Raw genomic sequence first — 17,452 nt, forward strand, 5'->3', positions numbered from 1 at the left:
CGTCAGGCAGCATCCACGGTCATGTCGCCGGACGCCTCAAGTGCTGCAATCTCGCCGCTGGAGAGGCCGAACTCGGCCAGTATCTCGCGGCCATGCTGGCCGACCAGCGGCGCCGGCCGCTCTATGGTAGCCGGCGTCTCGCTCATCTTGACGGCCGGTGCGACCACCCTGACCTTGCCACCGCGCGGATGATCGTAGCTGGTGATCATGCCCAGGTGCTTGACCTGCGGGTCCTCGGCCGCGCGCCCTATGTCCTTCACCTCGGCACACCAGATGTCGGCTGCCAGCAGCCGCGCCAGCAGATCCTGCGTCGCAAACTTCCTGGTCTCGGCGTTGACCTTGTCGAACACTTCGTCGCGTTTGTCGAACAAGATCTTGAGATCGTCGTAGACGGCCAGCTGCGGCGCCTCCAGCACTTCATACAGCGTCTTGAACGGGCTCATGGCGATCGACACGTAGCCGCCGTCCTTTGCTTCGTAGATGCCGAACGGCGCCTGCATGCCGGGATGGCCGATGCCGGAATTCGGGCGCACGAAATCCTCGCCGAGATTGAGCACGGCGACATATTCCTGGTTGAGATGCGCCAGCATGCCGGCCAGCAGATTGACCTCGATCTTCTGGCCCTTGCCGGTCTTCTCGCGATAGTAGAGCGCCGACAGGATCCCGTAGACCATGTTCATCGCGCCGATCTGGTCGGCGAGCCCGGCACCCGCCGGGACCGGAGCCTGGTCGCCGCGGCCTGTGTTGGAGATCAGCCCAGACAGCCCCTGGATCAGCATGTCCTGGCCGGGACGCTCGACATAGGGGCCTTCCTCGCCATAGCCGGAGCCCGAGCAATAGATAATGGCGGGATTGACCGCCCTGAAATCCTCGTAGCCATAGCCGAGCCTGGCGAGCACCCCGGGGCGGAAATTCTGCACCACCACATCCGCCTTCTTCGCCATATCCATGATGATGGCATGTACCTTGCGGCTCTTCAGGTTGAGCGCGATGGAGCGCTTGTTGCGGTTCCAGGCGAGAAAGTTCGGGCTTTCGGAGCCGCCGACCCATTTGGCGAAGAAGGTCATGCCGCGGAACATGTCGCCGGCGCCGGCACGCTCGATCTTGATGACGTCGGCGCCCATGTCGCCGAGCAGCTGCGTGGCGAACGGCCCTTGCAGCAGATGGCTGAAATCGAGAATGCGGACGCCTTCGAGGGCCTTGTTCATTTTTGTCTCGTTGGTTGTCAAAGCAGGTCGGGTACGTAGCGGGGTGCTGCGGTGAGGCCGCCGTCGACGCGCAGGTCGGTGCCGGTGGTGAAGCCGGCGGCGTCGGAGGCCAGATAGACAGCGGCTTCGGCCACTTCGGACGGTTTGCCGATGCGGCCGAGCGGGTGCATCTTGACCCAGGCCTTGGCGAGATTGCCGCCGATCTCCTTGACCAACTTGTCGTTCATCGGCGTGTTGATGGTTCCGGGCGAGATCGAGTTGACGCGGATGTTGAGCGGGCCGAACTCGACCGCCATCTGGCGCGTCATCGCCATCACCGCACCCTTGGCGCCGGCATAGGCGGTCCAGCCGTCGAGCCCGATATGACCTTGCGCCGAGGCCATGTTGATGATCGAGCCGGATTTCTGCGCGATCATGTGCGGCAGCGCATATTTGCAGCCGCGGAACACGCTGGTCAGGTTGACCGCGATCAGCCGGTGCCACTGCTCGTCGGTCATTTCGTGAACCGGCATGCCGCCGATGGCGATAGCGGCATTGTTGACCAGAATATCGAGATGGCCGGTCTTGGCGACGGCTGCGGCGATGAGGGCGGCGATATCGGCCTCCTCCGCCACGTCGCAATGGACGTAGTCGGCGCGGTGGCCGGCGGCGCGCAGTTCCGCCGCGAATTTTTCACCCTTCTCGTCGGCGATGTCGCCGAGGACGACGTGCGCGCCCTCACGCGCCATCGCCTCGCTGATCGCGTGGCCGATGCCGTCGGCGGCGCCGGTGACGATTGCGGTTTTCCCTTTGAGACGATCCATATCAGCCTCCAATGGCGCGCCGGCGCTTTGCTTCGTCGAAGGCGACGGCGGCAATGATGATCATGCCGGTGATGACCAGTTGCCACTCGGTCGGCAGGCCGAGACCGCGCAGCCCGTTGGACAGGAATTGCAGGATCAGCACGCCAAGCGCCATGCCGGTCAGGCTGCCGATGCCGCCGGCAAGGCTCACGCCGCCGAGCACGGTGGCAGCGACGACCTGGAACTCGAAATTCAGCCCGGCCGTATGCTGGGCAGAGCCGACGCGGGCGGCCAGGATGATGCCGGCAACCGTTGCCAGCAGTGCGCTGATGATGAAGCAGATGAACTTGACGCGGCGCACGTCGTAGCCTGCCAGCCGTGCCACTTCCGGATTGCCGCCGACGGCATAGATCTGCCGTCCGAACGGCCGGTGCTGCATGATGTAGGCGAAGACGGCGAGCAGGACGATGGCGATGACCGCCGAATAGGGAATGACATTGAACAGGCGGCCGTCCGACAGCGCAATGAAGCTGTCGAGCGCGGCATCGTCGGGGATGGCGCGCTGGCCGGTGTAGAGATAGACGCCGCCGCGCATGATGAACATCGTGCCCAGCGTCACGATCAGCGAGTTGATGCCGGCATAGGCCGTCAGATAGCCGTTCACCACGCCGATGATCAGCCCGAACAGCAGCGCACCACTGATGCCGAGCAGCAGCGAGTTGGTTTCGTTCATGATGATGATCAGCGGCAGGGCGATGGTCGCCAGCAGCGACCCTATCGAGATGTCGACCTCGCCGGACATGAAGACGATGGCGCAGCCGATGCCGGCGGTGAGCGCCAGCGACGCCTGTCCGAGCACATTGGTGATGTTGCGCACCGAGAAGAAGTTCTCTGCCGTCAGGGAAAAGAACGCAATCACCAGGATCAGGCAAAGCAGCAGGGCGAGCTCCTGCCGCGCCAGCAGCCGTGCCAGCATGGATGGCCCGGCTTTGATGGACTGGGTGCCTGCAAGACTCATCGCTTGCTCCCTTTGCGAAGCGTCATCATCTTATCCGATCGCCGCATTGAGGATTTTCTCCTGCGTGGCCTCGTCGCGAGGCATGATCGCGGTGAGGCGGCCTTCGCACATCACCGCGATGCGGTCTGCAAGGCCCAGCAGTTCGGGCATTTCGGACGTCATCATGACGACCGCCAAGCCTTCGCCGGCGAGCCGGTCGATGAGCGCGAAAATCTCCGACTTGGCGCCGACGTCGATGCCGCGGGTCGGTTCGTCGACGACGATCACCTTGAGACCGCGCATCAGCCAGCGCGAGATCAGCACTTTCTGCTGATTGCCGCCGGACAGGTTCTTGACCTGCTGGAACAGGCTGGGCGTCCTGATGCGAAAACGGTCGACATAGTCCTGCACCGCCTTGCGTTCCCTGGCCTTGTCGACGAAGCCCATTCTGGCGAAGGCACCGAGCGAGGCGAGGCTGGCATTCTGGTAGACCGGCAGCTCGCCCATCAGCCCTTCGCTCTTGCGATCCTCGGTGAGCAGTCCGATGCCGAGCCGGACGCCGGTGTGGGTGTCGTGCGGCAGCAGCCGGCTGCCATCGACCGAAATGGCGCCGGAAGTGATCGGGTCGTAACCGACGATGGCCTTGGCGAGCTCCGTCCGGCCGGCCCCCATGAGGCCGAAGAAGCCGAGGACCTCGCCGGCATGCGCCTCGAACGATACGTCCTTCAGCTTCCTGGCGGTGCTGAGCCCTTCAACGGAAAGCGCGACCTTGCTGCCCGGCGCGCCGCGTTTGCGCGGGAACAGGTTTTCGATGCGCCGGCCGATCATGTCCTGGATCAGCGTATCGTTGGTGTGCTCGCCGATCGGCCTGGTCGAGACGTGACGGCCATCGCGCAGCACGGTCACGGTGTCGGCGATCTCGAAGACCTCGTCGAGCTTGTGGCTGACATAGAGCACCGCGATGCCGAGAGCGGCCAACCGGCGGATGACGGTGAACAGCAGCGAGACCTCGTTCGGCGTCAGCGAGGAGGTAGGCTCGTCCATCACCACGACGCGGGCTTCATGGGCGAGCGCGCGGGCGATCTCGACCATCTGCTGCTGGCTGACCGGCAGCGATCCCGTGCGCGCCGCCGGGTCGACGTTGAAGCCGATGCGCTTGAACAGAGCGGCCGCATCGGCACGGATCTTCTTCCAGTCGATCGAGCCGCCCTTGCCGGTCGGATAGCCCTCGAGGAAGATGTTTTCGGCGACGCTGAACTCGGCGATCAGCGCGATCTCCTGGAACACCACCTTGATGCCGTCTTTCAGGCTGTCGCGCGGCGACTTGATGTCGGCCTCACGGCCGCGCAGGCGGATGGTGCCGGCATCCTTGCCGTAGACCCCGGCCATGATCTTGATCAGCGTCGACTTGCCGGCGCCGTTCTCGCCCATCAGGGCGTGGATCTTGCCGGGTTCCAGGGTGAGGTCGACATTGTCCAGCGCCACCACGCCGGGAAAGCGCTTGCCGATGCCGCGCATCTCGAGCGCCGGCACGCTTTTATCGACGGCCGCGGTTTTGCCGGGGTGGAGGAAATCAACCGACATTGGCTCTGTTCCGGACGATGTCGAGATAGGTCGCCAGGATGATGACGATGCCAGGCACCACCATCTGCAGGTCCTGGTTCCAGCCGAGGATGATGATGCCGTTGTCGATGACCTTCAGCACCAGCACGCCCAGCAATGTGCCGAGCAGCGAGCCGCGGCCGCCAAGCAGGCTGGTGCCGCCGAGGATGACGGCGGCAATCACAGTCAGCTCGAAGCCGCGGCCGGCGGTCGGCTGGCCGGCATTCATCAGCGACGACAGGATCATGCCGGCAATGCCGACGCAAAGGCCGGTGACGACGAAGGCGAACAGTTTCAGGCGTTGCGAGCGCACGCCGGAGAGGCGAACCGCCCGCTCATTGGCGCCGACCGCGTAAAGATAGCGGCCGAGCGTGGTGATGCGCAGCGTTGCCGCGGCCAGCGCGAAAATCAGCGCGGCAATCACCACCGGCAGCGGGATCGCGCCGATATAGCCGGCGCCGAGATCGGTGAAGCTTGCAAGCCGGTGGTGGTTCTGCACCGCTTCGCGGGTGAACAGATAGACGCCGCCCTGCAGCATCATCATGGTGCCGATGGTGGCGATCAGCGAGTTCACCTTGAGCCTGGTGACAACCAGCCCGTTGAACAGGCCGACCGCACCGGAAAAGGCGAGCGCCGCCAGCAGGCCGAGCGTCAGGCTGTGCGTTGAATTGAGTACGGCCATGCCGATGCAGCCGACAAAGGCCAGCGACGCACCGACCGACAGGTCGACTTCAGCGGTGATGATCAGCATCGTCATGCCGGAGGCGACGATCAGCACCAGCGCGCATTGGCGCAGGATGGCGATGATGTTGGCCTCGGAATAGAATTGCGGCGCCGCAATCGAAATGGCGATGCAGAGCACGGCCAGGATCACGCCGAGCACCAGCTGGCTGCTGCCCAGCAGCTGGCCGCCGATGAAACGCCTTGGCGCGGAGGATTGCGTAAGCTCGCTCATGTCCATTTCATTTTCGGGCAGCGTCGCCGTTTGGAACTTGCCGGCCAAAACAGGGCGGTTGACCTGTTTTCCCGTCTGCATCCGGTCCGATGCCCTTCCCGCCGCGCGGGAAGGGCTACCCGGAATCCTTACTTCTTCAGGTCAGCGGAAGTTTTCATGCATTTTTCCGGTGGCTGGAGCGCATTGACGGCATCCCATTTGATCGTTCGTGTGGTGCCATCGTAGTCGTAGAACTTCTTCCAGTCGTCGCCGTTCATCGGCGCGGTCGGGCTGACGATGTGTTCCGGCACCTCTTCGCCGTTGAAGAGCTTAACCGCTGCATCGATGGCGGTGTAGCCTTCCTTTTCCGGGAACATCGCGGCTTCGATGCGATAGGACGGCTCGTTCTGCATGGCATTGATGAAGGCAAGGCCTTCGCCGCCGGTGCCGACCGTTAACAGGCCATCCTGCGACTTGCCGGCCGCTTTCCAGGCCTGAAGGCCGCCGAGCGACGAGGAATCGTTGATGCCGTAGATGATGTTGATGTCGGCGTTCTTGGCAAGTGCCGCCGAAGAGACTTCGAGCGCGCGGTCCGGATTGCCGCCGCCGTCGAGGTCGTGGACCATGACCGCGTCGGGGACGATGGTCTTGAGGCCGTCCATGAAACCCTGCGAACGCAGCACCGTGGCGGACAGCAGCGGCAGGCCGACATTCATCACCTTGGCTTTGCCTTCGAGCTTTTCCTTGGCGTATTTGCCGGCTTCAACGCCGGCGGTGTAGCCGGTGTCGTAGTCGCAGATCGCGACCATGGTGGTCATGCCCTTGACCGGATTGCCTTCGAGCACGACCGGAACGTTGTTGGATTTCGCCTGGCGCAACAGCGGCACGACGCCTTCCTCGTTGACGGGCGTGATGATCAGGACGTCAACGCCCTTGGCCATGAAATCTTCGGCGGCGGAGACCTCCTTGGCAACGTCCAGATTGGCGTCCTGCACCTCGAGCTCGATACCGAGTTCCTTGGCGCGGGACTGCATGCCCTTGATAACGTTCTGATACCATTCATGCGTGGCGTAGTTGGTGACGTAGCCGATGCGCTTCGGCATGTTTTCGGCGTGTGCCGCGGCGGCGCTCAGAGCCAGCGCGGCCGCCGAGGCAAACAGCATTGATTTGGACCAGTTCATGTTTCTTCTCCCTGTATTTCTTGTCAGTTGCTGAACGGATAGTCCCGCCGTTCCGGGTCGGCACGTGAAGGGTAGGCAGCTTCACCCGCGCCCAGCGCCGCCGATATCGTCTCGGCGGCCGCCTTAGTCCGTTCAAAGACGGTCTTGCGATCGAAGCGGGCGGCCTTTTGCGGCAGGAACGGGACTGTGAGCGCGGCAATGACCGCGCCGGTATGGTCGCGCACCGGCATCGAGATGTTGGTGCAGCCCTCGACAGCCAGCGAAGCGCGCATTTCATAGCCGAGCCTTGCGACGTCGTTCAGCCGCGCTTCGATTTCCGCCCGGCTGCCTTGGCCTTCGCCCGCAGCGACGATCCGCTCGACGATACGGTCGCGCTCGGCGCGGCTCGAATGCGCGAGCAGCACCGCGCCGGAGCTCGTCTCGAGGATCGGGAAATGCGAGCCGAGGGCAACCGAATAACGCATCGGCAAAGGCGAATCGATCTGCAGCACGACCAGCGCGCTCTCACCTTCGCGCACGACCAGATGGCAGCTCTGGTCGGCATTGGCGGCGAGGCCGCGCATCACCGGCAGCGCGCATTCGACCAGGCGGTTTACCGGCGGATGCATATGCGCCAGCTCGAATAGCTTCAGCGACAGGCGGAAGCGGTCCGATAGCGTCCGGAAAATGTAGCCGCGCTTCTCCAGCAGCAGCAGGATGCGGTAGATCTCGTGAATGGAGCGCCCCATTCCGGTGGCGATCTCTGTCTGGGTCAGCGGCTCGCCGCTGGCAGCCATGAATTCCAGGATATCGAGCGCCTTCTCCACCGCCGGCACGCGATAGCCGTTGCGGCCGCTTTCGCCTTCGTCGACGATCTGGGCAATATCGGTGGCCATTACGCGACGCTCCGTTGCGGCTGGCCATGCCTGGTCTCGCGATAGAGCCGGTTCAGCCGATCCGCGAGCTCGGCCGCCGGCAATTCGCCGGCGATGGCCGCGGCAGCATGAGGGGCGCATTGGCGGAAGAAGCTGATGAAGCCCGTATGGGTCGGGCGCAGATAGGAGGCTTCGATCGTCGCCAGCGTCGAGGCGAAGAAGCCGCCCGAGAGCGCGTTGACCTCGGCATCCTGCCACGCCGCCAGCGATCCCGGCTGTCCGCCGGATTTCACATAGTCGCCGCGCTGATAGCCGGGCGAGCACAGAAACAGCGCGTAATCGATGGCTGCCTGCTTGTGTTTCGATTGGGCGCTGACGCCGATGCCGGCGCCGCCGAGCAAGGCGCCGGCGGATCGCGGCGTCGGCACATCGGCGAAGCGCAGATACGGCCTGTCTGCCTTGAAGGCATAGTTCACATAGCCGAAGGCGAACGGCACGTAGACCACATCGTCATGCGCGATCATATGATCGTAGCAGCGGATCGGGTTCCATTTCGGCGAATCCGGATGCGACAGCGCCGCAAGCTGGCGCAATTGCCCAACGGCCTGCTCGATTTTTTCCCTGGCAATGAACTCGTCGCCGTCTTCCCGCGGTTCGCCCAGCGTCAAAAGCAGGCACATGGCGTCAGTCGGCACCAACGGCAGCCCAAGCCATTTGCCGCCCTTCAAGGCGCGCCGGCCGAGCTCCAGCACCTCGTCATGGCTGCGCGGCAGCGGCCCGTAGCGCTCCAGGAGATCGGGGCGATACGAGGCAACCTGGCAGGCAGCATCGATCGGCAACGCCCATTGGCGCCCGTCCCTTGCGTAGGATTGCCAGGATGCGCCGACCGAATCCCGTTCGAAGCCGCGGCGCTGCTCAGCCGACAAATCGAACGGCACCATCAGCCCGCCTTCGGCAATATCGCCGATGAACGGATGGTCGAACACGACAAGATCATAGGCGCCGAGCACCGGACCAAGCGCGCCCTCGCCGAACTCGTAGAGGCTGCGGCGGTCCCATTCGATCTCAAGACCGGGATTGGCGGCACAATACGGCCCGATGCTGGCGTCGAGCGGACCCCAGCAGCGTCGGTGATCCCACGCGAGACCGCGCAGTCTTGTCATGCCCGAAATTCCTCCCTGAACCGCCCAGCCGATTAGTAGCAACTATTTTCACCTAGACAAGTAGTTTTTACATACGCAACCAGTCTCGACTTCGTTTGGCAGGGAAACCGCCCCAACCGCCGCTGGTGCGCATCGCATTGTCGCCGGCCTTCAACCAAAGGCTGCGACGGTCTGGCTTTTTGGAACTTTCGCGACGAACATACGTTCGGTTGGCGCAACCATCTTGAGCAGCATCATTGGGCAGCGTCACTGGATTCAGCGCCGAGTCGTAGGGAGCGGACGAAATGGCCCAACTGTGGGCGCGGCCATGAACCGGTTTGCCGCCTTGGCATTCGCCACGTTTCTGGCGATAACGTCGATCTGGGTACTGTTTCTGGTTTCTTAAGATTTGGCTTTGGTTGCGTGGGATTTGCCGCTGGTTTGTTAGGATTTGGAGGGGTTCTCGACAGGTTGACCGCTTAACGACATCCACGGCATGTGGTTCTGCCAGCCGGAGCCGCGTGCGTGAAGAAACTGTCGCCAGGAGCACACCGGCGCGCACATTCGGGGTTGGCAGCCACGCTGCCTGCAACGTTCCAATCGGTTTTCAGGAAACGGCGAGATCTCATGTTGCTGAGGGCGATCGTTCGAAACTGTGCCGTTCTTGGCCGCGTCGGCGCGACGACGCTACTTGCCGGGCTGCTTGCCGGCTGCCAGGGCGGCGTGCTCGACCCTCACGGGCCAGTCGGCGCGGCGCAGCGCACGATCCTGCTCAATTCGGTTGCCATCATGCTGGCCATCGTCATCCCGACGATCGTGGCGACGCTCGGCTTTGCCTGGTGGTTCCGGGAAACCAACACAAGAGCGCGGTATCTGCCGGAATGGGCCTATTCCGGACGCATCGAACTGGTGGTCTGGTCGATCCCCATCCTCGTCATCCTGTTTCTGAGCGGCATCATCTGGATCGGGTCGCATGACCTCGATCCAATGAAGCCGCTGGATTCCCAGCAACAGCCGCTTGAGGTGCAGGTCGTCTCGCTCGACTGGAAATGGCTGTTCATCTACCCCGAGCAGAATGTCGCGAGCATCAACCGGCTCGTGGTGCCGGCGGGCAGGCCGGTGCATTTCTCGCTTACCTCGGCAAGTGTCATGAATGCGTTCTTCGTGCCTCAGCTTGGCGGCATGATCTACACGATGAACGGCATGACGACGCAGCTTCACCTGCAGGCGGATCAGCAGGGCGAATTTTATGGGCGGTCGGCCCACTTCAGCGGCGACGGTTTTCCAGGCATGCAATTCGTGCTGCATGCTGTCGCGGTCGACGCCTTCGACGCGTTCGTCAATTCGGCGCGAAGCCAAGGACAGGCACTCGACAGGGCCAGCTACCAGGAACTGGCCAGACAGAGCCTGGACGTGCCGCCTTCGACCTATCGCTCGGTCGAGCCGGACCTTTTCCATGAGATCGCGACGCAGGGCGTTCCGCCCGCGCCCGGCCCCCAGGCCGGTCGCCCCGAGCCGAGCGTATCGCCCAAGACAGGAGGCTGACAATGCTCGGAAAATTGAGCTGGGACGTCATCCCGTTCGATCAGCCTCTGCCGATGATCGCCTCGGCGGTCGTCGCCCTGGCAATCCTCGGCGTGCTGGCCTGGGTCTTCCTGGCCGGCCATTTCCCCTATCTGTGGCGCGAATGGATCACAAGCGTCGATCACAAGCGGATCGGCGTCATGTACACGCTGCTGGCGCTGCTGATGCTGCTGCGCGGCTTCAGCGACGCCGTCATGATGCGGTCCCAGCAAGCCCTCGCCTTCCAGGCGCCCGGCTATCTGCCGCCCGACCACTTCAACCAGGTCTTTTCCGCCCACGGCACCATCATGATCTTTTTCGGGGCGATGCCGTTCGTCATCGGCCTGATGAACCTGGTCGTGCCGCTGCAGCTCGGCGTCCGCGACGTTGCCTTTCCGACGCTCAACTCGGTGAGTTTCTGGCTCACCGCCACCGGTGCGTTGCTGGTCAACATCTCGCTGGTGATCGGCGAATTCGCGCGTACCGGATGGCTGCCCTATCCGCCGCTCAGCGAGACCGCCTACTCGCCGGGCGTCGGCGTCGATTATTATCTGTGGGCGGTGCAGATAGCGGGCGTCGGAACGCTGCTCACCGGCATCAATTTCGTCACCACGATCCTGAAGATGCGGGCGCCTGGCATGAGCTACCTCAGCATGTCGATGTTCTGCTGGACTTCACTCGCCGCCAGCCTGCTCATCGTCGCCGCCTTCCCGATCCTCACCGCCACGCTCGCGATGCTGACGCTCGACCGCTATTTCGGCTTTCATTTCTTCACCAACGAAGCCGGCGGCAACATGCTGATGTTCGTGAACCTGATCTGGGCCTGGGGCCATCCCGAGGTCTACATCCTCGTCCTGCCGGCATTCGGCATCTTCTCGGAGGTCATCTCCACCTTCTCCAGCAAGCCGCTGTTCGGCTACCGCTCGATGGTGGCCGCGACGCTCTTCATCTGCATCGTCTCCTTCATGGTGTGGCTGCACCACTTTTTCACCATGGGCGCCGGCGCCGACGTCAACGCCGCGTTCGGCATTGCCACCAGCATCATCGCTGTCGGTACCGGCGTGAAGATCTACAACTGGATGTTCACCATGTATGGCGGCCGCATCCGCTTCGCGACGCCGATGCTGTGGTCGCTTGGCTTCATGGTGACGTTCGTCATCGGTGGCATGACGGGCGTGTTGCTGGCCGTGCCGCCAGCCGATTTCCTGCTTCACAACAGCCTGTTCCTGGTGGCGCATTTTCACAACGTCATCATCGGCGGTGTGCTGTTCGGCGCCTTCGCGGGATATACCTACTGGTTTCCCAAGGCATTCGGATTCCGGCTGCACGAGGGCTGGGGCAAGCTGGCCTTCTGGCTGACGCTGATCGGCTTCTACGCCACCTTCGTGCCGCTCTACACCGTCGGCCTGCTCGGCATGACCCGCCGCATGCAGCATTTCGACGTGCCGGCCTGGTATCCCTGGGTGCTGGTTGCCGGCGCCGGCATGTTAATCACCACCGCCGGCGTGGTCGCCCAGATCATTCAGCTCGTCGTCAGCATCCGACAGCGCGCGGCGCTTCGCGATGTGACCGGGGATCCCTGGGACGGGCGTTCGTTGGAATGGGCCACACCCTCGCCGCCGCCGGTCTTCAACTTCGCCGCGCTTCCGCATGTCGAGGGCGAAGAGCCCTACTGGAGCATCAAGCAGCGGGCACGCGAGCAAAACCGGCTGCGCGACGAGCCTGAATACGAGCCGATCGAGATGCCGCGCAACAGTCCCACCGGGTTCATCTGCGCCTTCTTTGCGACCGTGATGGGTTTCGCCCTCATCTGGCACATCTGGTGGATGGTGGCGCTCGGCGCGCTCGGTGCTTTCGCCACCTTCGTCGTATTCGCGTGGCGCGACATACCCGAATACGTCATTCCTGCCGCCGAAGTCGCCCGGATCGACCGCGCCAACCGAAGTGCCCGCCGCGAGGCGCTGGCCACGTATACGGGGCCAAGGCCATGACCGCGATCGACGTTCGAGAGCGTGACCCCTACCACCTCGGCCATCGCGGGCACGGCCATGCCCCCGGCCATGGCGACGGCGGACCGGCACCGATCCGGATCGTCGTCGGCTACGGCTTCTGGATCTTCCTTCTGAGCGACATCGTGATGTTCTCGGCCTTCTTTGCGGCCTACGCTGTGCTGGCGGGCAAGACGGCGGGCGGACCAAGCGGAGCCGAGCTGTTCGACCTGCGCAACGTCGCGATCGAGACGGCGGCCCTGCTGTTGTCGAGCTTTACCTGCGGTCTCGCCAGCCTCGCCGTGACCGCGCGGCGAAGCTCCTGGTTCTATGTTGCGATGGCTCTCACTTTCGTGCTCGGCGCCAGCTTCATCCTGCTCGAGCTGCGCGAGTTCGCGCATATGATTGCCCGCGATGCCGGACCGACGCGCAGTGCTTTCCTGTCGGCGTTCTTCACGCTGGTGGGATGCCATGGCCTGCACGTGACGGCGGGGCTGCTGTGGCTGCTCACGATGATGGCGCAGATCTTCGCCAAGGGATTCCGCGACGATATTCTTCGGCGTTTCATGTGCTTCAGCCTGTTCTGGCACGCCCTCGACATCATCTGGGTCGCCCTGTTCACGGTGGTCTATCTCCTGGGAGCAAGTCGATGAGCAATGCTGACGACCGCCATGCGCAAAGGCGCGACACCGATGGCCTGGAGCGCTACGACATCGATACGGCGCCGGGTGACGAATACCTCGGCGACGCCGAGGTCGGATCCGGGTTACGCGGCTATGTGATCGGCCTCGGGCTGGCAACGCTGTTGACCATCGCCTCGTTCTGGTTGCTCGGAACCAACCTTATATGGGCACCGGGCATCCCGGTGGCGCTGATTGTGCTGGCGATCGCGCAGATGGGCGTGCATCTCGTCTTCTTCCTGCATATCACGACGGGGCCGGACAACACCAACAACGCCCTGGCGCTTGCCTTCGGCGTGCTGATCGTCGTCCTGGTGATCGGCGGCTCGATTTGGATCATGGCCAACCTCGACCACAATTTGATGCCGACGAATGCGATCATGAACATGAACCGCTAGTGACAGTTCCGGCCGTTGGCCGCAGTTCATGCGACAGCCAGCTCGGTCTCAAGCCCGTTCGAATGTGTCGACGACCTCGGCCGCTCCCAGGGCGCGGGGCGCGGCCTCCTTGAGCACATCCATCACCCTGTCTGAGGCTCCCGCATAAAAACCATGAGCCGCCGATGTTCCGATCGCCGCAACTCGGTCAAACCGGATAGCGCGCCGTTGCCCGGAACATTCGCCGAGGAAGCGGGTTTTTCGGTTCGGACGCATCGCCGCGGAATAACGGCAATGGGCCCGGCAATGGACGAAGGGCGGCGCGACATGACCGGGCTAAGCGGCACACAATCGGGCGGAGCAAAAGGTGTTGTGGTCGCGTTCTCCGCGCCGGGCGGCGAGACCATCTATGCCCACGAATGGGAGACCGTCGCTGCCGTCGCGCGCACGATTGCGGCGTTGAAGGGATTTTCCTTCCGCCAGGGCCTGCGTGACTGGGGCGGTGACAACGGCGGGCTGTATTTCGTGCCGGACGACAGCCTGCTTGCCGCCGATGCGGTCCAACTGGGCATCAACGGGCCCGACGACCTCTTCGGCGGTGTGGTGCCCTGGCGCCTCGCAACCACCAAGGCCATAACCCACGAGCTGGTGGACGGGTCGGCGGCACGGCCAAAAGATTGGCCAACCGGCTTCGGCAGCGCCGTCGGCGCGGCCGTACTGCCAGGCTACACCGCATTTTCACGCGATGACGCGCTGCGCAGCGGAACGTCTGCTGCAGCTCGGGCTGGTCCGGTTCAAGCCACCGCGCGCTTCGCGGGGCCGCGACCAGCACACCGCCGCGACGGTCGCCGATATCGAAAGGCTGCTGGAACGATATCCATCCTCCGACCTAAGCGAATACGGGCTTGTTCTCGAAACGGAGCTTCGCGACATTGTCACGCTGAGCATTGGCAGAACCGCGATCGACGGAACATCGGTCAGCTATTACGGCGTGCAGCGGATGACCGCCGACAATGCCGGACAGCCCGTTTACGGCGGATCCGATCTGGTCGTCGTGCGCGGCGGATGGGAAGCGCTCGACAGGCTGCAGCTGTCTCCGGCGCTGACTTTGGCTGTGGCGCAGGCGAGGACCTACGACGCGGCGATGCTTGGCCATCCCGGATTCTTCGCCTCGAGGCGCAACTACGACATCGGCCAAGGTGTCGATTCCTCGGGCATCTGGCGATCGGGTGTGCTGGAAGCCAGCTGGCGGATCGGCGGCAGCAGCACGGCAGAGCTTGCGGCAATGGAGGCCATGACGCGTGACCCCGACGTACAGCTCGTGCATGCGTGCGCGGTCAAGCAATTCGGCAACACCGCGCAGATGCCGCTGAATGCAGAAATCCACTTCCACGGAGAGGACCCCGTGGAGGGCCAAATCACGCGTTATACCGTCGTCACGCAGGCGATCCGAGGACCGGTCAGGAAGCCAGCCGATCGTCATTTTAGGTCGAAGTGAAACACGCTTTTGGCAGGGAACATCCGCGAATGGCCCGAGTTTGTTTCAGGCAGCCAGCCAATCCCGGCCATCGAAGCGAAACTGAGCGACCACAAGGACATCGGCGTCCTGACTGACCTTACCGATTTCGAAGACATGACGGCTGGCGCCTTGCGGTGCGACCTGCAGTATGGGTTGCGCAAACTTGCCGAGCTCCACCGCTTCAAACGTGCCGCCGTGATTTCCGACAAGCAGGGGATCAAGGCAGCAACGGAAATGACGGACGCACTGTTTCCGCAAATCGAGGCGCGGGTGTTCCCGGAGGACGAGAAGGCCCAGGCCCTGAAATGGGTAGCGGCCGTACAATAGCGGCGTTGCCTGCAGGAGTGATTACGGAAATGGCCTTGCCAACCGTTTACGACAAACGACAGGATCCGGAAGGCCTTTGGGAGGTCTATGACAGCGAGAGTGACGAGGCCGTCGTGGTCGGCGGATTTGCCGCTTTCCGATCTCGACGAAAGCGAAGCCGGTGAAGCGATTGAAAAGCTCAATCGGGGCGAGCTGACGTCGGACAACATCCCCGAGACGGTTCGGTCGGGGTGGCCTCCGATCAAGGACGGATTGTGATGACAACCGGACGGACGTCACCGAGGGTCGCGGATCTACGGCGAGGCCTTGACGCCTAGCTCGTGGGCCTTGTCCTCGAAGTCGTCGCGAATGTCCTCGATCGTCGGCAGATGCAGGCGTCGCAGCTGGGCGTGCAACTTTTTGGCAGCGTCGGAATTCAGGTCGCGCTTGAAATTGGTCGCGGCCTCCTCGGCCGAGCTGTAGCCGCGATAACGCTCAATCTCGGTCTTCGTGGCCTGCTGAACATGTTCGAGCATCTTGCGCTCGGCATCGGATTTTCCGTCGGGTTTGGCCCGCATGACCGGATTGAAGGCTTTGCTGATAACGAATTCGACGAGTTCTTGCTGGGCGTGAGCCATGCTTGTTCTCCCTCGAAGAAGGCCTGTGTGGGCTTGGAACGGTTTCGCGGAAACGCCGAACCGCTCAATCTTTTTGTTTTGACGCAATTCCGAACGGAAAATCGTTCCACGCTTTTCCTGGAATTGCTCTAACCGCGGCGGCAATTGAAGGTTCCGTAGCTTCGTTACCGCTACAGGTCAGGGGCGAAGGTCACAGCCGCGCTTTGGTGGTGCGCGGCGTTGCCAGGAGCAGGCTTGTTTCGCTGCCGGTAATTCCGGGGATCAGGCGGATACGTCTCAGCACCGCATCGAACTCGCTCAGCGTCTGGGTTCCGAGTTCTATCACCAGATCCCAACGGCCATTGGTGGTGTGGATCGTCGAGACCTCGGAGAAGCCGCCCAGCGCCCGGATGACGCGATCTGCGGCATGGCCTTCGATTTCGATCATCATGATGCCACGCACCCGCTGATCGACCGCGTCGGCGCGTAGAATGACGGTGTAGCCGACGATGACGCCTCCTCTTTCAAGTCGCTCGATCCGGGACCTTACCGTTGCCCGGGAGACACCCAGGCTAACGGCAAGGTCGGAAATGCTGCGCCGGGCGTCATGCCGCAAAGAGGTGATGATCTGCTCGTCGAGCTGGTCCATGATTGCTCACAACGGAAGTAGATGCTGCCACTATGGTAAGGCACTTCGACAAATTTGCCAATTTGATATGTTCATTCTGCCAGCGATGCGGGGTTCACTAAAAGGCATCGTAATTTGGTGGGGTACGAGAATGCACTGCGTGATCGTGGGAGCACCGATCCAGGCCGGCTCTGGCCGGATGGGCTGCGAGATGGGGCCGAGCGCGCTGCGCACGGCCGGTCTGGCCGGCGCGCTGACCGAGCTTGGCCATACGCTGACCGACCTCGGAACGATTGTCCCTGCCGACATGCGCCCTGTCGTACACGGCAACGCGGTGGTGAAGGCGCTGCCGGAAATCGCCGCCTGGACGGCAGCGATCAGCGAAACCGCCTATGCTGCGAGCGCCGACGCAATGCCGATCTTTCTCGGCGGCGACCACAGCATTTCGGCCGGCACGCTCGCCGGCATTGCCCGCCGGGCAGCGAATGCCGGCCGGCCGCTCTTCGTGCTGTGGCTCGACGCCCACCCCGATTTTCATACGCTCGACACGACGACCAGCGGCAATCTGCATGGCGTGCCGCTGGCCTATGCCAGCGGGCAGCCCGGCTTCGAGGGCTATTTCCCCCGCCTCGCGGCGCAGGTGGACCCGGCTCGCATATGCGCGCTGGGAATCCGCAGCGTGGACCTGGCGGAACGGGATGCGTTGCGCAGAGCCGGCGTGACGGTCCACGACATGCGTTCGATCGACGAGCACGGCATCGCGCAACTGCTTCGCGCCTTTCTCGAACGGGTGAGCGCCGCCAACGGCATGCTCCATGTCAGCCTCGATGTCGATTTTCTCGACCCGTCGATCGCGCCGGCGGTGGGCACCACCGTTCCCGGCGGCGCCACCTTCCGCGAGGCGCATCTGGCGATGGAAATGCTGCATGACAGCGGGCTCGTCACCAGTCTCGACCTGGTCGAACTCAACCCCTTTCTCGACGAGCGCGGCCGCACCGCCACGCTTTTGGTCGACCTGACCGCAAGCCTGATGGGCCGGCGGATCATGGATCGCCCGACGAGGGGGTTCTGAGC

General features: G+C 63.2%; 16 protein-coding genes and 1 pseudogene. 7 read left to right on the forward strand and 10 right to left on the reverse strand.

What is annotated here, in order from left to right; translation table 11 throughout:
• Positions 1-2: 2 nt before the first annotated feature.
• The 8 genes from NKI22_RS24135 to NKI22_RS24170 form a co-directional block, all read right to left on the reverse strand.
• Complete coding sequence (locus NKI22_RS24135) at positions 3-1,208, reverse strand: CaiB/BaiF CoA transferase family protein (protein ID WP_352852187.1); 1,206 nt, start codon at positions 1,206-1,208, stop codon at positions 3-5.
• A gap of 17 nt (positions 1,209-1,225) precedes the next feature.
• On the reverse strand, positions 1,226-2,011 hold the full coding sequence (locus NKI22_RS24140) for an SDR family NAD(P)-dependent oxidoreductase (RefSeq protein WP_352852189.1): 786 nt from the start codon (positions 2,009-2,011) through the stop codon (positions 1,226-1,228).
• Between the two features lies 1 nt (position 2,012).
• Positions 2,013-3,008: an ABC transporter permease gene (locus NKI22_RS24145; protein WP_352852191.1), complete on the reverse strand. Its 996-nt coding sequence runs from the start codon at positions 3,006-3,008 to the stop codon at positions 2,013-2,015.
• Between the two features lie 30 nt (positions 3,009-3,038).
• The gene (locus NKI22_RS24150) at positions 3,039-4,571 is read right to left on the reverse strand and encodes a sugar ABC transporter ATP-binding protein (RefSeq protein ID WP_352791045.1); all 1,533 of its coding nucleotides are present in this window, start codon (positions 4,569-4,571) and stop codon (positions 3,039-3,041) included.
• A complete protein-coding gene (locus NKI22_RS24155) occupies positions 4,561-5,544 on the reverse strand; it encodes an ABC transporter permease (RefSeq protein ID WP_352791043.1) in 984 nt (327 codons plus the stop codon). The genes NKI22_RS24150 and NKI22_RS24155 overlap by 11 nt, the downstream gene beginning before the upstream one ends.
• A gap of 128 nt (positions 5,545-5,672) precedes the next feature.
• Positions 5,673-6,704 (reverse strand): sugar ABC transporter substrate-binding protein, encoded by a 1,032-nt coding sequence (locus NKI22_RS24160; protein ID WP_352591958.1) that lies wholly within the window; start codon positions 6,702-6,704, stop codon positions 5,673-5,675.
• 23 nt (positions 6,705-6,727) lie between these two features.
• Complete coding sequence (locus NKI22_RS24165; RefSeq protein ID WP_352852197.1) at positions 6,728-7,579, reverse strand: IclR family transcriptional regulator; 852 nt, start codon at positions 7,577-7,579, stop codon at positions 6,728-6,730.
• A complete protein-coding gene (locus tag NKI22_RS24170) occupies positions 7,579-8,721 on the reverse strand; it encodes an extracellular solute-binding protein (RefSeq protein ID WP_031194444.1) in 1,143 nt (380 codons plus the stop codon). Before NKI22_RS24170 ends, NKI22_RS24165 begins: the two co-directional genes overlap by 1 nt.
• Before the next feature lie 606 nt (positions 8,722-9,327).
• Between NKI22_RS24170 and cyoA the strand changes: the two genes are divergently transcribed.
• The 6 genes and pseudogenes from cyoA (at position 9,328) to NKI22_RS24200 (ending at position 15,154) form a co-directional block, all read left to right on the forward strand.
• Positions 9,328-10,245: a ubiquinol oxidase subunit II gene (gene cyoA / locus NKI22_RS24175; RefSeq protein WP_084642829.1), complete on the forward strand. Its 918-nt coding sequence runs from the start codon at positions 9,328-9,330 to the stop codon at positions 10,243-10,245.
• A 2-nt stretch (positions 10,246-10,247) separates the two neighbouring features.
• Positions 10,248-12,254: a cytochrome o ubiquinol oxidase subunit I gene (gene cyoB / locus NKI22_RS24180; RefSeq protein WP_023720494.1), complete on the forward strand. Its 2,007-nt coding sequence runs from the start codon at positions 10,248-10,250 to the stop codon at positions 12,252-12,254.
• Positions 12,251-12,904 carry a cytochrome o ubiquinol oxidase subunit III gene (gene cyoC / locus NKI22_RS24185; protein ID WP_023720495.1) on the forward strand — a complete coding sequence of 218 codons (654 nt, stop codon included), beginning with the start codon at positions 12,251-12,253 and terminating at the stop codon, positions 12,902-12,904. Before cyoB ends, cyoC begins: the two co-directional genes overlap by 4 nt.
• Positions 12,901-13,329: a cytochrome o ubiquinol oxidase subunit IV gene (gene cyoD / locus NKI22_RS24190; RefSeq protein ID WP_023720496.1), complete on the forward strand. Its 429-nt coding sequence runs from the start codon at positions 12,901-12,903 to the stop codon at positions 13,327-13,329. Before cyoC ends, cyoD begins: the two co-directional genes overlap by 4 nt.
• A 306-nt stretch (positions 13,330-13,635) precedes the next feature.
• Positions 13,636-14,806: pseudogene (locus tag NKI22_RS24195) on the forward strand (DUF3182 family protein).
• Positions 14,807-14,815: 9 nt separating this feature from the next.
• Positions 14,816-15,154, forward strand: coding sequence for a SpoIIAA family protein (locus NKI22_RS24200; RefSeq protein WP_023720498.1), 339 nt, complete (start codon positions 14,816-14,818; stop codon positions 15,152-15,154).
• 293 nt (positions 15,155-15,447) lie between these two features.
• On the opposite strand, the gene NKI22_RS24205 is transcribed toward NKI22_RS24200, so the two are convergent.
• Together NKI22_RS24205 and NKI22_RS24210 are read right to left on the reverse strand one after the other, a co-directional pair.
• Positions 15,448-15,771, reverse strand: coding sequence for a hypothetical protein (locus tag NKI22_RS24205; protein ID WP_352816752.1), 324 nt, complete (start codon positions 15,769-15,771; stop codon positions 15,448-15,450).
• A gap of 190 nt (positions 15,772-15,961) precedes the next feature.
• Complete coding sequence (locus tag NKI22_RS24210) at positions 15,962-16,399, reverse strand: Lrp/AsnC family transcriptional regulator (RefSeq protein ID WP_352481449.1); 438 nt, start codon at positions 16,397-16,399, stop codon at positions 15,962-15,964.
• 130 nt (positions 16,400-16,529) lie between these two features.
• On the opposite strand from NKI22_RS24210, the gene rocF reads away from it, so the two are divergent.
• Positions 16,530-17,450, forward strand: a complete 921-nt coding sequence (gene rocF / locus NKI22_RS24215) for an arginase (protein WP_352481448.1) — start codon at positions 16,530-16,532, stop codon at positions 17,448-17,450.
• The last annotated feature ends 2 nt before the right edge of the window (positions 17,451-17,452 follow it).

The sequence above is a fragment of the Mesorhizobium sp. M0778 genome, from assembly GCF_040320105.1.
GTDB lineage: Bacteria > Pseudomonadota > Alphaproteobacteria > Rhizobiales > Rhizobiaceae > Mesorhizobium.